Source organism: Moorella sp. E308F, from assembly GCF_006538365.1.
Lineage (GTDB): Bacteria > Bacillota > DSM-521 > Neomoorellales > Neomoorellaceae > Neomoorella.
In genome coordinates, this window is sequence record NZ_BJKN01000001.1 from 1060344 (window position 1) to 1074902 (window position 14559).

Annotated in this window: 13 protein-coding genes; all 13 read left to right on the plus strand. The window is 54.6% G+C overall.

Annotation, left to right across the window (positions count from 1 at the left end; genetic code table 11):
• Nucleotides 1–448: 448 nt before the first annotated feature.
• The 13 genes from E308F_RS16715 to E308F_RS05345 all read left to right on the plus strand — a co-directional run bounded on the left by E308F_RS16715 (nt 449) and on the right by E308F_RS05345 (nt 14558).
• Nucleotides 449–1474, plus strand: a complete 1026-nt coding sequence (locus E308F_RS16715; protein ID WP_277997632.1) for a peptidoglycan DD-metalloendopeptidase family protein — start codon at nt 449–451, stop codon at nt 1472–1474.
• A gap of 14 nt (nt 1475–1488) precedes the next feature.
• Nucleotides 1489–3999, plus strand: coding sequence for a diguanylate cyclase (locus E308F_RS05290; RefSeq protein ID WP_141263864.1), 2511 nt, complete (start codon nt 1489–1491; stop codon nt 3997–3999).
• Nucleotides 3996–4634, plus strand: coding sequence for a Flp pilus assembly protein CpaB (cpaB, locus tag E308F_RS05295; protein WP_141263865.1), 639 nt, complete (start codon nt 3996–3998; stop codon nt 4632–4634). Before E308F_RS05290 ends, cpaB begins: the two co-directional genes overlap by 4 nt.
• A 21-nt stretch (nt 4635–4655) precedes the next feature.
• The gene (locus E308F_RS05300) at nt 4656–5003 is read left to right on the plus strand and encodes a hypothetical protein (RefSeq protein ID WP_141263866.1); all 348 of its coding nucleotides are present in this window, start codon (nt 4656–4658) and stop codon (nt 5001–5003) included.
• A 52-nt stretch (nt 5004–5055) separates the two neighbouring features.
• Nucleotides 5056–6381 (plus strand): AAA family ATPase, encoded by a 1326-nt coding sequence (locus E308F_RS05305; protein ID WP_172613834.1) that lies wholly within the window; start codon nt 5056–5058, stop codon nt 6379–6381.
• A 29-nt stretch (nt 6382–6410) separates the two neighbouring features.
• Complete coding sequence (locus E308F_RS05310; RefSeq protein ID WP_141263868.1) at nt 6411–7778, plus strand: CpaF family protein; 1368 nt, start codon at nt 6411–6413, stop codon at nt 7776–7778.
• A 27-nt stretch (nt 7779–7805) separates the two neighbouring features.
• On the plus strand, nt 7806–8696 hold the full coding sequence (locus E308F_RS05315) for a type II secretion system F family protein (protein ID WP_141263869.1): 891 nt from the start codon (nt 7806–7808) through the stop codon (nt 8694–8696).
• A 16-nt stretch (nt 8697–8712) separates the two neighbouring features.
• Nucleotides 8713–9603: a type II secretion system F family protein gene (locus E308F_RS05320; RefSeq protein WP_172613835.1), complete on the plus strand. Its 891-nt coding sequence runs from the start codon at nt 8713–8715 to the stop codon at nt 9601–9603.
• A gap of 24 nt (nt 9604–9627) precedes the next feature.
• Entirely contained in the window at nt 9628–9795 is a 168-nt protein-coding gene (locus tag E308F_RS05325) for a pilus assembly protein (protein WP_141263871.1), read from the plus strand.
• Between the two features lie 142 nt (nt 9796–9937).
• Nucleotides 9938–10300, plus strand: coding sequence for a hypothetical protein (locus E308F_RS05330; RefSeq protein WP_141263872.1), 363 nt, complete (start codon nt 9938–9940; stop codon nt 10298–10300).
• Between the two features lie 805 nt (nt 10301–11105).
• Complete coding sequence (locus tag E308F_RS05335; protein WP_141263873.1) at nt 11106–12095, plus strand: S-layer homology domain-containing protein; 990 nt, start codon at nt 11106–11108, stop codon at nt 12093–12095.
• Nucleotides 12096–12116: 21 nt separating this feature from the next.
• Nucleotides 12117–14027, plus strand: a complete 1911-nt coding sequence (locus E308F_RS05340) for a hypothetical protein (RefSeq protein WP_141263874.1) — start codon at nt 12117–12119, stop codon at nt 14025–14027.
• Nucleotides 14028–14084: 57 nt separating this feature from the next.
• Nucleotides 14085–14558, plus strand: coding sequence for a TadE/TadG family type IV pilus assembly protein (locus E308F_RS05345; RefSeq protein WP_141263875.1), 474 nt, complete (start codon nt 14085–14087; stop codon nt 14556–14558).
• Nucleotide 14559 lies beyond the last annotated feature (1 nt).

The window sequence follows — 14559 nt, forward strand, 5'->3', positions numbered from 1 at the left end:
CTAAAAAGCTCAGAGGGAGGAGATATTATGTTTAACTTACCAGGGAAATCTCTTCTTTTAGTCGCAAATTAGTAAGGGAAAGAGAGGGAGAATGTTTATGCCTAAGTATCATATTCGTTATGGTGAGCAAAATAAACATCCTCTAGTATGAAATCTGATGCTCCCCACGGCTAAAGCCGGGGGGTTCTACCGGCGGCAACCGCGACCTCTCCCGCGCTCTCGCCTCGCCCTTTCGGGTTGGCTACAACATCGCGGGCCTCAGCCTCGGTCCTTCCCACGATTCTATCCGTGGCACCGGCTTTCGCGGGCGACCCACTGTCACCATATTTTGCCGCCGCTTTCATCTCTCCCCCTGAAGGGGGAGAGGGTAAAAGAGGCGGTTTTGTAAAAACGACCTCGGAGAAGGGAGCCTGAAACAGGGCTCCTTTTTTTGATGGGAGGATATTTTATGGACCCAATGGTAGTAGCAGTATCAACCAGCGCTGCAAAAAAAGTCGGTAAGTTGGCCACGTCGGCCCGGGCCAGGGAGGGCCTGGCCGTAAAGATTGAATATCTGGCGGTAGGCATCTTTTTTCTTATTACAACCCTGCTTATATCCCTGGTCCTCATATTTTTCCTGGCCCTGGGAATGGACGATCAAGGCAAAATCACCGGCTTCCGGTCCGGCGCACCAACGGCCTTTGCCGTAGCCGATATACCGACCCAGTACCTGCCCATTTTCCTTAAAGCCCAGGAAAGGTACGGGGTATCCTGGGCGGTACTTGCGGCCATCGCCAAAATAGAATCCGGTTTCGGGCGCGATATGGGACCATCCAGCGCCGGGGCGATAGGCTTCATGCAGTTCATGCCGGCCACCTGGGAGCAATACAAGCAGGACGGCGACGGGGACGGCCGGATGGACCCCTATAACCCCTACGACGCCATCTTCGCCGCCGCCAACATGCTTAAAGCCGACGGCTTCGCCATCGATCCCCGGGGAGCCATCTTCGCCTATAACCACGCCAACTGGTACGTGGATATGGTCATGAGCCAGGCGGCGGCCTACGCCTCCACCATGCTGCCGGTAGGCCAGGGCATTTGGCCCCTCCCAGGCCAATATAAAACCGTCACCGACGGTTACGGCATGCGCTGGCACCCGATTCTAAAAAAATACAGCTTTCACGACGGCATAGATCTACCGGCGCCGGAAGGCACGCCGGTATTTGCAGTGCAAGATGGTAAGGTGATCTGGGATAGAGAGAACGGCGCTTATGGCCTTTGCGTAATCCTGGACCACGGCGGCCTTATGACCATGTACGGCCACCTGTCGGATGTAGCTGTAAGAAAAGGGGAAAAGGTGAAGGCCGGCCAGGTTATCGGCTATATAGGTAATACTGGCCTCTCCACCGGCCCCCACCTGCATTTCAGCGTTTACATCAACGGCCGACCGGCCAACCCGGAAGAGTGGCTGAAGATACCTTCGGGAAATAACTGAGGAGGCCAGAAAAAATGGCCAAAATAGTAACATCCCTTGCCCTGGTACCAGGCGCCGGAGCCACGTTTATTGCCACAAATATCGGCGCCTGGACGGCAAAGAAAAGCATAAAAACTTTGCTCATAGATCTAAGCGCAAGGGGCGTTTTAGGCCCATTGTTCCTAGTGGAAAAAGCAAAAGAAAAGGTTTACCCAACAACGACAACCTGGCAGGAATTCAGCGACCCCGCCTCCTCACTCATCAAAACCCAGTATGGTCTGGCTGTTCTCCCGGCGCCGGAACGCGACAAAAGTACGGATTACAATTTAAACGCCGAAGCCATTCTTGATTATTTTGACTCGTTATTTAAAGTAATAGTTGTCGATCTGGGCGGGGACATATATTTGCCCCATGTATTCCCCGTCATGGAAAAGGCCTCCAAAAACATATTAGTGGCTGAACCGAGCAAAAGATGTGTCGAAGCTTTGCCGGGCCACATCAAAGAAATCTTGATGCAATATAAACCAGAACTGATAATCAACCGTGTAACTTCCCGGGCTTATTACCATCCTAGGGATATAGCCCGGCAGTTTAACGTAGGACAGTATATAGCCATCATTGATGATCCCAAGTCTAACAACGAAGCTATAAAGCAGCGCCTTCCCCTCTCGCTTTATGGAAAAGGAAAAACAGCAAAAAATTTAATTGAATTGGTGAAATATATACTTGGTGATACACTAACCCAAGAAAAGGGAAAGGAGGTATCAAATAATTACAGTAATGGTTATAACCCCAAAAATCTATTTGCAAATAGGTTACCAAAAATCCGGTTACCCTCCTTTGGCTGTAGTATAAAAAAGGCAGAGATTATTCCTAAGCCAGTACAAGAGAAACCAGATCCATCTTCTTCTAAAAATCCACTTCATCTTTACGCCCTCGGTGAATTTAAAACCGATATTGCCGGGGTAAGTTGCTTTGCCAGCATAGATGAACTGGAAAAAGCCATAAACATAAAAGATCCAACGTGCATTATCCTCCACGCCGCTCCCGGCGTAACAGGCAACCTCAAAAACTTACGCCGCCGGGTCAAACTTGCTTCCATACCGGTTGCCGTCATAGGCCGGTGCAACGATTGCGACAATATAGCAGCGATATATGAAGCGGGCGCCGATGAGCATGCAGACGAATTGACCCCGGAGGTTATTAAGAAACTGGTTGCAAGGAAAAAACGCCTGGAAGCCCTCTGGAGTCGTGCCGTCCGCGACGACCTGACAGGGTTATACAAACGCAGTTTTATGGAAGAGTGCCTGCGGGAAGCGCTGGAAAGCTACCAGAATAACAACGTGCCGGTAGCTTTTCTTATTTGCGACCTTGACCATTTCAAGCAGGTGAACGATACCTACGGTCACCAAGCCGGAGACGCCGTTCTCAAGGAGTTTGCTCGTTTCCTACGCTTATCCGTCCGCGAAACAGACATCGTGGCCCGGTACGGAGGCGAAGAGTTCGCCGTCATCTTTCCCCGGACAGAGGGCGAAATAGCCCGGACGGTGGCGCAACGGCTCTGCGAAGCATGGGCCGAACACGTGATAGACATCGGCGGCCGGAAGGTGGCCAGCACCTTTTCGGCCGGACTGGCGGCTTCCGCGCCCGGCATGGCCCCGCCAGACATGATCAAAGCCGCCGACCAGGCGCTTTACCGGGCTAAAAAGGCCGGCCGCAACCGGGTGGTAGCTGCGTGGGACAAAACCGTTCCAGCGTTTTCGCCCGTACCCCCTGTGGAGGTACAGAGCGTCCCCGCGGTAAGACCGGGAGCTGTTGTTAATAAAGCCGCCCCGGTAGAAACGCCGGCCCGGCTAGAGACGACGCGCTTGTCAGCTCTTACCACGCCTTCCCCTGTTCAGGAAGTACCACCCCCGGTGCCGCAGTCTTTGCCTAAGCTTCAGCCACCTCCCCCTGCCAGGAGAACCGGCGGCTTTTCCTTTGTCCCCATGGAAAATATGGTGGTTCTTTATGGCGTGACGCCGGGGGCGGACGTTGCCGGGGTAGCCATTGAAATTTGCAGATCGTTGCAAAAGGCGCGCTTTAAAGTAGCCCTTATAGAGGCTAATTTCAGCAATCCGGGACTGGCCTTGCGCCTGGGTATCCCAGGTGAAGAGATGTGGGATCGGGACTGGCGCATCGGCGGGGCCAGCGTAGGAGGGTACTGGCAGGGCATCGCAGCCTGGCTTTTAGACCCCTGGGTTAAGGATACGCCGCCAGAGGAAGATTTACTAAGCATCTTGAGAGACATGCTTAATGCCGCTGTTGAACTTAAAAGTAAGTGGATAATAGTAGAGTGTGATTATGACTTCCCCTATTTTAAAGCCTTGTCCAGGGCGGCCGGGCATACCCTGGCCATTATCAGGCCCGGAGAACGCCTGCCGTTATACGGCGACTTTCCAGGCATTCTGGTGAAAGACCGGGCAGGCAGCACGGAATACCCGGCCTATGAAATCCATCAGATCGCAGATATGCTCAAAAACAAAAAGGAGATGACGGCAAATTGAAATTTGTCAGCAAGGGAACCGGCTCCTTTTTCCTTTTGGGAGCTATCATGGCGGCCGCCGTGGCTGGGTTCTTTGCCTTGCAGGCGGTGCGTATGGCCGCACCCACGGTGCCAGTTCTTGTGGCCAAGACGGACCTAAAAGTTGGAGAAAGGCTGACGGAGGAAAAAATCGAGGTGATCAATTTGCCCCCGGCGGCAGTGCCCAAAGACAGGGTGAATGCCGACAATTTCGAAAAAACGGTGGGGTATCACTTGAAGACAGCCCTGGCGGCCGGAACGCCGATACGGACGAGTTATATCGCCGAACTTTCGCCTGCTGGGGGAACGCTGGCGGCCAGGCTGGCCCTTACCGGCCAGGGGAACTGGCGTGCCATAGCATTGCCGCCTGATGCCACCAAAGGCTTGCCGGTGGAAGTGGGTGACAGGGTGGATATAATCGGTGTGACGGGTGAAGGTCCTGCTACCGTTACTGAGGTCCTGGCCGAAGGCGTTATGGTGGTTGAAGCGCCGCCCGCGCCCAAAGATGATTCCGAGCCCGGGAGCGCAGTCGTGGCCGTGCCCCTGGAAAAAGCCCCGAAGGTGGTACTTGCTATTACAAAAGGGAAAGTGCTGGCGGCCCTGCGGCCTCTTGAGTAAGAAAAGTGAAGGGGTGCCGGTATGATGGGTTCAGGAATGCACCAGAAGGCGGGAGAAGCGAGATTTTTTATGCTTGCGGCCGGAGTTTTGCTTTTGGCGCTTTCTTACGCCGGGTATGCATATGCAATCGGGGTATCGTCGTTCATGTTCGGTTTTTTCTCGTTGGGATTTACGCTCTTTGTTTCAGGTGCGTATCAAATGATGTGCCGCCTTGCCGACCTTGAGGCGTTTGCCTGGGCGGCGCTGGCGTTTCTTGCCCTGCCGCTGGCGCTGCTTTGGCTATGGCCCTTGGGCTTTCTTTTAAAAGCAACCTGGACGGTTTTCCATCTCGCATCAGTCTGGATGTTTTTTATTTTCCCGCAGCTTTAAAGCGGCTGCGGCGATGTTGAAAAGTTTTGTTGAGGAGAAAGGGGGAAAAGCATTGTATTTTGGAGCCGACAATCTTATCCGGCTGCTGGTGGCGGATGATGACCCTGAATACAGAGACCGCATACGCCGGGCCTTTGAAGGTCACCCGCGCATAAGGGTTACGGCCCTGGCCCAGTCCGGTCGCGACGCCATCGGTATGGCGCGGGACGGCGCGCCGGATGCCGCTTTGATAGACCTGGGACTGGTGGATATGAGTGGCCTGGATGTGGCTGAACAGGTAGCCAGGGTGTCGCCGGGCACGGTGGTTTTTATTGCTACTGACAATCCTTCCATGGATTTGTACCGGCGGGCCATGGCGTTGGGCGTCCGGCAGGTGTTCACGAAAAACATGACGGCCGCCGATATTGCCGGGATGATTGAGCAGGAAGTGGACGCCATAAGGGAAGAGATGCGGCGACAGGCGGAGAAGCTGCCCCTGGTGGCCCCGGGCAGCGGGCCTTTGGGCCGTTTTGGCGGCCAGGGCGCCCTTACCCAGGTGCAGAGTGTGCGCCGGGAAGTCATCGCCGTCGCTTCGCCCAAGGGCGGCGTGGGCAAAACTACGACGGCCGTGAACATGGCCTGCGCCGCGGCTGCCCAGGCCAGTTTGAAGGTGAAAGTGGCCATTGTGGATCTAAACGAGTTCGGCTGCGTCACCATCCAGATGAACATGGGCACGCCAGAAAAAGCCCTGACCGGGGATATGGGCTACAGGAACATCCTCAACTGGCAGTATATATCTAACAACCCGTCCCCGGAGGAAGTGCAGGAGTTCATGTTCCGGCACGTTTCCGGAGTCTGGGTAGTGCCGGCTGTGCCCCTGCCGGAAAAAATAGCGGAAGTCAACCAGGCCCTGATCACTAAGGTGATAAGCATTTTACGCAATAATTTTGACCTGGTGGTAATCGATTTGCCGCCTTCGATAACGCTGGACGTCTCCTGGGCGGCTACGGAAGCGGCGGACCACATTTTGATCGTGGTCACGCCGGACGTGCAGGTGATACCCGGCATGAACCAGCTTAACACCACCTTGAGGGCCCTTGGGGTGGCCTCCAAGTGCTACCGCATAGTTAACCGCTACAATATACCTGGGGGATTGAAGATAAGCGAGCTGGACCGTTACGTTCCTTATCCTTCCCTGGGTGTTTTCCCCGATGAGCCGGGCATCATGGAAGCCATCAAGCGGGGCGAGCCCTTCGTGCTTTCCCACCCGCAGGCGGAATTCAGCTTAGCGGTAAAAAGGGCTTTAAACCAGGTTTTCCCGGTCTTTTTAGAAAGCTTGCAGGGGACATCGAAAAGAAAAGGGGGGTTCCTTGGGCTGTTTAAGAAACGCTTTGCATGATTTAAGAGGTATTGGGAGGGAGAGCGCTTATGCCTTTGAGCAACCGGCCCATGAGCGGCCTGCAGGAACGGCTTTATGCCAGCAGGGAAGGGAGAGATTACCAAGAGGCTGTTGGCATTTTTAACAAAGAAGAGTTTTTCAACCAGATCCGGCCCCAGGCCCAGAAGCAGATCCAGGCCAGGTTTACCCTCCAGGAACTTGCCGACCGTCATTCTCCGGCCCTGCGCCAGAAGGTGCGTTCAGTCGTTCTGGAATTAATTGAGGGGGCCGGGGTAAATCTTCCCAAACCTACTCTTGTCAACCTGGCGGAAGAACTGGTGAACGACCTTTTAGGCTACGGGCCCCTGGAGCCCTTCTTTACCGGGGAAATGGCCCAAAGGGTCACGGAAATAAAGGTGCTGCGCTGGGACCTGATCCGCATTGAAATCGACGGTAAAGAGATGAAAGCCACCGATGAGAACGGCAGGCCGGTAAAATTCCGCGATGAGCAGCACTGCCGGGACGTGCTGGAGAAGATGCTGGCCCCGACAGGCCGCCGGGTGGACCTGTCCAGTCCCCGGGTGTCGGCCAGGCTGCCGGACGGCTCCAGGCTCATGGCTCACATCCCGCCGGTGGCCGTCGAGGGGACGACAATGAGCATCAGGCGGTTCCGCATGGATATGACCATGGATAAGTTCCTGGAGTACGGGACTTTAAACCGGGAAATGGCCGACTTCCTGGCCGCCTGCGTAAAGGGCAGGTTGAACATTATTGTGTCCGGCGGCACTTCTTCCGGCAAGAGCACGTTCCTCAACGTGCTGGCATCGTACATCCCGGAGGACGAAAGCATCATCACCATCGAAGACCCGGCGGAGCTGCGGCTTCAGCATTCCAACGTGCGGCGCCTTGAAGCCCGGCCGGCCAATGTGGAAGGCCAGGGGGAAATAACCCAGCGTGACCTGGTGGCCGACGCCCTGAGAATGGCGCCGAAGAGGATAATCGTCGGCGAGTGCCGCAGGGGCGAGGCCTTCGACATGATGCAGGCCATGGGGACAGGCCACGACGGTTCGATGACCACCCTGCACGCCAACAGCGCCGAAGAGGCCGTCAACCGGCGGCTGGTGAACATGATCCAGATGGCCGATATGGGCCTGCCTTACGAAGCCATCCTGGGGATGATCGCCGGTTCGGTTGACCTGGTGGTGCAGCTTTTGAAGGACAGGACCGGCAGGAGGAGGGTTGACCATATCTGCGAAGTGACCGGTTTGGAGAAACGGGACACCGGCTTGGCGGTGGGGATCAAAAAGATCTATGTCTGGAACCCAGAAAAAGGGGATTGGGAGAGGACGAAGGAGAAGTTTACCAAGACGGACCGCCTGGCTTTGTACGGGGTGGAACTGCCACCAGGCGTGAATTGATCCGGCAGTCGATTATGAAGGGAGGAATTGGCGACGGACTTTGGTTTTTTGGTCGGCGCGGCTGTTTTTGCGGCCGTGATATTGTTTTTATTAGGCATCCGGGATGTAAAGGCCCGCTCTTCCTGGCTGGAAGCCAGGCTGCGTTCCCACCAGGAAGCCGGTAGAGAAGAAGGTTGGATGAGCTCTCTCCAGAAAAAAGCGGCCCAGGCGGGGCTTGACATCCCCGCGTCGCATATAGCGATTGCCGCCCTGGTGGGAGCCCTCGGGGGAGCAGTGGCGGTCCTGGCGCTGACCGGGAAGCCCCTTTTAGGTCTTTTTGGGCTTCTGGCGGGCATATATGCTCCCCGGGCCTGGGTGGAACGCCGCATCCGGGGACGCGCCCTGCTGTTCGAGGAGCAGCTGGAAATAATCCTGGGGCAGATGGCGGCTTCTCTCCGGGCCGGGCAGTCTGTCCAGCAAGCGATTGAACAGGCGGCTCTGTCCTCCGTCCCGCCGGCCAGGGAAGTCCTGGGCAAGATCGTCCACAATCTTCGCAGCGGCGACAACACTATGACCGCCATTGAAAAGGCCGGGCAGAGCATCAAGTCGCGCGACCTTGAGGTGATAGCGGCGGCCACGGGACTGCATATGCAGGTCGGCGGCGACCTGGCCCTGGTCTATGATCAGATAGCGGACGGCATCCGGGATAGGAGGGCTTTCAGGGCCCAGCTTGGCTCAATAACTTCTGAAGGGAGGCTGACGGCCAACATCCTGGCCCTCCTGCCCTTTGTCGCCGTGGGCGGGATGCGCGTCCTCCAGCCGGATTACATGGCCCCGCTTTTTAACACCACCACGGGGTTGGTGCTTCTGTTTGCCGCATCGGGTTTGATACTGGTGGGCTGGCTGGTCATTAAGAAGATAATTGAAATCGAATACTGAAACGAAAATGGAGGTGATGGCGATTAACGCTGCTGTACCGGCGCTGCCGGTAGGTTTCTTTACTGGCGTCGCCGTGCTGTTTTTTACCGTTTACCTGGACCTGAAGCGCCGGGGCCGATTTTCCATCTTCGCCGAAATGGGCCGCAGCGCGGCCGCCGGGATGGGACAGGCAGGCGTGAAGGAGCAGATAACCGGCGCCCTTTTGCCGGTCGTTTTGGCCGCTTACCCTGATGACGTGAGGGAGACGACGGAAAAAAAGCTGGTTTGGGCAGGCATTGAAAACCTCAACGCTCTGGAGTTCCTGGCGGTTAAACTCGCGGTGGCTATAGGGGCTTTGGTCCTCGGCGGGGCTTTAAGCCTGCTTTTTAATATTCCTTATTTCTGGTTTCTGCTCCTGGGCGTGTTCGGGTATGTCGCCCCTGATTACTGGCTGCAGGGCAGGATTTCCGCCCGCCAGAAGGAAATACGCCGGGATATGCTGGAGTTTTCCACCCTTCTGGCCACCGTTATCCGCGCGGGAGGAGGTGATGTCTACGGGGCCCTCCAGCAGGTAGGGAGATGGTTCGGCGGCGTCCTGGGCAAGGAGGTGATGCTTGCCGCCCACGATATGGCCTCCGGCTCGCGGAGGGCTGACGCCTTGCTGAAGATGGCTGAAAGGTGCGGCGTCGATGAGCTGTCGCAGTTGGTACAGGTTATCATCCAGGCCGACCGTTACGGCACGCCCATAGCCGAAGCGATATCCGAACATGCCGCCCAGATGCGGGTTTTGAGGCGCTACGCCGCCGAAAAGCAGGCGGGTGAAGCCGTGGTCAAGATGACTTTGCCTTTGCTGCTGTTTATTGTAGGCCCCCTGCTCTTTTTGTTGATTTTTCCCGCGACAATTCAATTCGGCCAGATATTGAAGTAACTTAAAATATGGAGGTAATGGTTCATGCGCGATGTGTTAAAACGGCTGTATGTCGACCAGCGCGGCATCGGTTTGCTGGAATACGCCGGCTTGGCGGTACTGTTGTTGCTTGCGGTCTGGGGAGTGACTAAGGCATTAGGAATTAGCGTGGGCAACGTTTTTAGCGATATCAAAGATAAACTTGGACATTGATCTGTTTTTGCCCGGCGGCTCAATACTGCCGGGTTTTTCTTTTGGTTGGAAGGGGTGTGTAGAACAGCGCAAGTGGGAAAGGAGAAAGACTTGCTAAATTGCCAGCCTTTGGCTAGAATGGAGGTGAAGGCAGGTGAGCGCCATGCCGGAGGAAGTGTTGAAAGAAATCGCGGCAACAAACGAGCCGCCGAACAGGCTGGCATCTTCCGAATTTTTCTTTCTTCTTCAGAGAATAGACAGGCTAGATGAGAAACTATCCGGTAGGGTTGACGGTCTGCAAGAAAAAATTGACAGGCTTGACGAGAAATTTTCCAGAGAGATTAAAGAAGTAGACCTCAAATTATCCGCCAGGATTGATAATGTGGAAGAAAAAATTGACAGGCTTCAGGATAGGTTAGACTTGGTTCAAGACAGGGTAGATAGCATAAAATTTTGGACAATAGGCGCTGTAATCACTTTGATAGCCGGATTTGCCGGCGTAATCATTACGTTGCTGCAAAAATGATTTTGGTGCTGTGGAAAAAGCGCCCTCAGCAAAATGAGAGATTAATAGAAAACCCTTGAGAGAGAATTATACAAACAAAATCCTTAAAGAGAGATAGTACTGGCAGGTTGCGCCAAAATATGCTAAAATAGTACAGGATACGCAAGACAAGCTGGCCTCACTCCACCGGGGACTCGGTTTCAAGGGGGGTGAGGCGGGATGATCACAATATCAGATGCGATTCAAGCTGTAATAGCCACGTTGCTTCTGATATCCCTGGTTGTCTCAATCATCAACCTGGTTAAATAAACGACCTCTTACTTCTCCTACAAGTAAGAGGTCGTTTAAAAGCCTCGGTTGAGTGAGGCGCCCACAGCCTTAGTTTTGCGTATCCTTAATTAAAGTATACATACCCTTTGTGACACTTGTCAAGGATGGGTTTTCAGCAATCCGGCTCCAGGCCGGATTTTTTATTTATGTCGGAAGAAGTGGAAGAGATTCTCCGGGAGCTTCAGCTATAGAGGTATGAGACGTATGAAGGCTATCCTTAAAAGGATAGCCTTCTCATAACAATTTTTGAATCGGGCCTTAAGCCCCATTGACAATAATGTTTGTACGGTATTCTAATTCTATACTTTGCCAGATAGTTGCAGTAATTATACAGAAAAGCTAAAAATTCCTTTTTACAGGGAGGTGAGGTATTTGCCGGAAGAAGTCCTGACGCCAGAAGAAGTGGAAGAACTGCTGCGGGAGCTCAACGAAAGGTTTGGCGAGGGAACAAATATGCCCCAAAATTCGTCTAAATAATTAAAAGGAGATGATTTCCATGTTCAAGAAGCCGGCCCTTTTTGCCGCCCTGGTGGTAATGCTGTTCTCCTTTATCATTCCAGCCCACGCCGAGATGGAGTACCGCTTCAGTGATAAGGATACCATCACGAAGGATTTTTCCTGGGGCCAGGACGACATTATCGAGGCCATCGACTTCGAGCTTTACGCCGGTTATCCGGATAACACCCTGGGGCTCAACAACAACATGACCCGGGCGGAGTTCGCCGCCGTGCTGAACCGCATTTTAGATGCGGGTGGCACTCCCGGGCCGAACTGGTATGACGGGGCCGTAGACGGCCTAGTGAAGGCCGGGGTGATCTCCGACAAAGGCGGGAATTGGGATGCCGCTATTACCCGGCTGGAGGCGGCGCAGTGGCTGGGCCGCCTGGCTAAAGTCTACCAGGTGACGGTCAAGGACCAGGGCGCGACCTTCACGGACACCTCCGACCCGGACGCCATCTACGCCAGCAAGACTGGCCTGATGAAAGGCGTCAGCCCGGGCGTCCTGGGGGCCGACCAGAACCTTTTACGGGGTGAGGCGGCGGTGCTGCTGCTCAGGGTGGCTAAGAGCGTGGATAATAATTTGCCGAGTGACGATGAGTTGAAGCAGGCGATGATGGAAGCTATAGGAGACGTTAACGCTGATATAGCAGACTTTGAAGCCCGGCGTAATGTAGATTTGAGTTTTTATGATAAGCTGCCCTACAAACGGGTGACCAGGGCTTACTTTGAGGGCGCACGGAGGTTTATGTATGACAACCGAAATGATGGGAGGAAAAATTATCAGGGTAAAATTGACGAAACCAAAGTGGCTGAAAAACATAATGCTATCGCTTACGCCGTTTGCAAAATAGAAAATGAGAGTGGTTATAAAGGCATTATTATCGCACGTTTAAAGAAAATTGACGGTCGTTGGATGTTGACCCAAGGCGGGACGCCTGATAACAGGGATTTAAAATACCTGCGGCAAGTAGGCTATATGAAATAACTTTAAAGGAGCGGATTTCTCATGCTGCGTAAAGCCTTTTTCAGGGCTTTTTTCTTTTTGCTTCTCATGGCGGCATTGGCCAGCCCGGCTTTTGCTTTCGTTGAGGGTGAAGGATATTCTAAAGGCGCCCCTTCCGACTCCCATGCACCCCTCTCCAACGGCATGACCTGGTTCGTCCGCCGCGTGCCGGTGATACTGTATAACCCCAATTCTGTTACCGCCAGTCTGGAGGGAAATAAGGGTGAAATCAGCCTGAGCGACGTGGATCTGGTTTGGGGTGAGCTCTGGACCAAGCCGGGATGGGCGCAGGAGGGAAGCCGGTACGGCCTGAACGAGCTTTACATCCCTATCAACCCCGGTATGACCCCGGCCCCGGCGTCCGGGACGAAAAAGGTCATCCTGCCGGACTCCGATTTTGACAATCCTGATGTGTTGAGCTTCCTGGCGGACTATTTTGACGTGTCCGCCCAGACGCGGTTAATTGATAAAAATAACATCTGGGCGGGTGATGCCTCTTCGGGGCTGTACGTTAACATTCCCCTACCTGCACGTCAGGACTTCTTGTCACAGGAGGAAGGGATGAATGAAGTTCAGGCGGCAAAATGGAAGCCTTTTCTGGCAAACCAGGCGTATCCCGACGGGCTGATACCTTCCGCCGACGGTAGCAGGCAGTTTCTGCGGGCATTGGACGCCTTCAACCAAGGTGCGACCTTTTACTACCACCTGCTTTTAAACCCCGGGCCCCAGTCAAACAACTGGCAGGTGGCGGCGCAGACGAGCCCTTATTATGACGAGAACTCTCCAGGTGGTACGGGCTTCTACCGCGGCAAAGACTGGAGCGACCAGCTGAAAAACAGTCCTGCGTCGGTGCCGGGCTTCATCGGGGCGATAGCGCCGTGGGCGAACTTAAAGCTGGAAGGGCCGGTTGAAATAACCGGGGCTCCGGGCGAAGAGAAGGAAGCCCAATACATGCTCACTGACGAAAGCTCCGCTGATCTGACCCCTGATGTAGGAGTAAAACGTGAGGGCGGGGAATATGTCACGGCGGCCAAAGTCCCGGTGAAAGCGTGGGACAAAGCGCCGGTGACTTTAAAATTCAAAGTAGAAGACACACCTTACAAAGTACGGGTGGCTGTGAATCCCTTTGGGGGATTGCTGGAATCCACCTATAAAGACAATTACGTGGATGTGACGATTAAACCCATCGCCCCCGATATGTACGTCAAATTGTTGGATCCCGGAGCTTCGGAAGCCGAACCGGGCAAGGCCTACACCGGGACTGTAGTCTACGGGTTGGCCGCGGACTACCCCGTGCCGGTGAAGGCGACTTTATCGTTGACTAATAACGGCTACAGCGCGACGGCATCCGACGGCACGCCTTTGAACGAGCAGGTGCCGGTGGAGTTCCGGCCGGGGGAAGAAAAGACCTTCACCTTCACCTGGCACGGCGACGAGAACGGCAATACCTTGACGGCGAAGATCCACCCTGTCAATCCGCCGGACGATGTGGACTGGAGCAACAACAGCAAACAGGTTTACATGCCGCCTGCGGTGCAGTGCACGGATATAAGCGCATCTTTGACCTATTCTCCCCGCCAGCAGAGGTATGCTGGCATGAATACCGCCCTGGTAGCCACAATCAGCCGGGATAATGAAGGCCCGGCCGGGCCGGTGCAGGTAAAGGTCACCATATCCGGCAACGGCATATATGACACCAAATATATTTCCCTGAACCGGGGCGGCAGCACAACATTGAGCTGGGTTATCAGGCCCAACGCGGCAGGCAGCTATACTTTTAAGGTGACTGCTACTCCTTTAGGAGTCGAAGACTGCAGCCCGGGAAACAACAGCGACACGGTAACAGTTCCCGTAGGCAGCCTGCCCGGCTTTAACCCGCCGGACAGCAAGATAAGTGTGGAGTTGATAAGCTAGGAGTTCCTTCTTTATCCGGGCCGCCGCAAGGCGGCCTTTTTTGATGGGAGGGATTTTATGAGACTGCATAAAGATGAGCGCGGCAACGTGATCCTGGAATTTGCCCTGGTTTTCCCTATATTTATAGCCCTGGTCCTGGGGACAATCAATTTCGCCATCCTGCTCAACAACCACATTGTGGCGGCCTCTGCCGCCAGGGATGCTGGGCGGACGGCGGCAGTCACCGGCAGGCTGTCGGACGCCTTGAGCAAAGGGCAAAAAATCCTTGAAGCGGCAGGATTGGGACAGGGGAAGGGAGATGTCCGTGTGTCTGGCCTGGGAAGCCGAAACGAAAGGGTGACGGCAACGGTTACATACAGAACTCCGGTATTTGCGCCGGGGATCGCCGCCTTTCTTGGCGGCAAAGCGATGGACAACGAAATCACCCTGGAGCAGCAGAGCAGCTATTATGTGGAGTACCGCAACCGCATGGAGCCTGATCGTACCCGGCCCGTTTGCGTGGGATGCTCCTGCAGTGGAGAGTGCTGGTAAA

Coding starts and splice junctions, on each gene's coding strand:
- E308F_RS16715 (WP_277997632.1), top strand. CDS start 449: ATGGACCCAATGGTAGTAGCAGTATCAACCAGCGCTGCAAAAAAAGTC.
- E308F_RS05290 (WP_141263864.1), top strand. CDS start 1,489: ATGGCCAAAATAGTAACATCCCTTGCCCTGGTACCAGGCGCCGGAGCC.
- E308F_RS05300 (WP_141263866.1), top strand. CDS start 4,656: ATGATGGGTTCAGGAATGCACCAGAAGGCGGGAGAAGCGAGATTTTTT.
- E308F_RS05310 (WP_141263868.1), top strand. CDS start 6,411: ATGCCTTTGAGCAACCGGCCCATGAGCGGCCTGCAGGAACGGCTTTAT.
- E308F_RS05320 (WP_172613835.1), top strand. CDS start 8,713: ATGGCGATTAACGCTGCTGTACCGGCGCTGCCGGTAGGTTTCTTTACT.
- E308F_RS05325 (WP_141263871.1), top strand. CDS start 9,628: ATGCGCGATGTGTTAAAACGGCTGTATGTCGACCAGCGCGGCATCGGT.
- E308F_RS05330 (WP_141263872.1), top strand. CDS start 9,938: ATGCCGGAGGAAGTGTTGAAAGAAATCGCGGCAACAAACGAGCCGCCG.
- E308F_RS05335 (WP_141263873.1), top strand. CDS start 11,106: ATGTTCAAGAAGCCGGCCCTTTTTGCCGCCCTGGTGGTAATGCTGTTC.
- E308F_RS05340 (WP_141263874.1), top strand. CDS start 12,117: ATGCTGCGTAAAGCCTTTTTCAGGGCTTTTTTCTTTTTGCTTCTCATG.
- E308F_RS05345 (WP_141263875.1), top strand. CDS start 14,085: ATGAGACTGCATAAAGATGAGCGCGGCAACGTGATCCTGGAATTTGCC.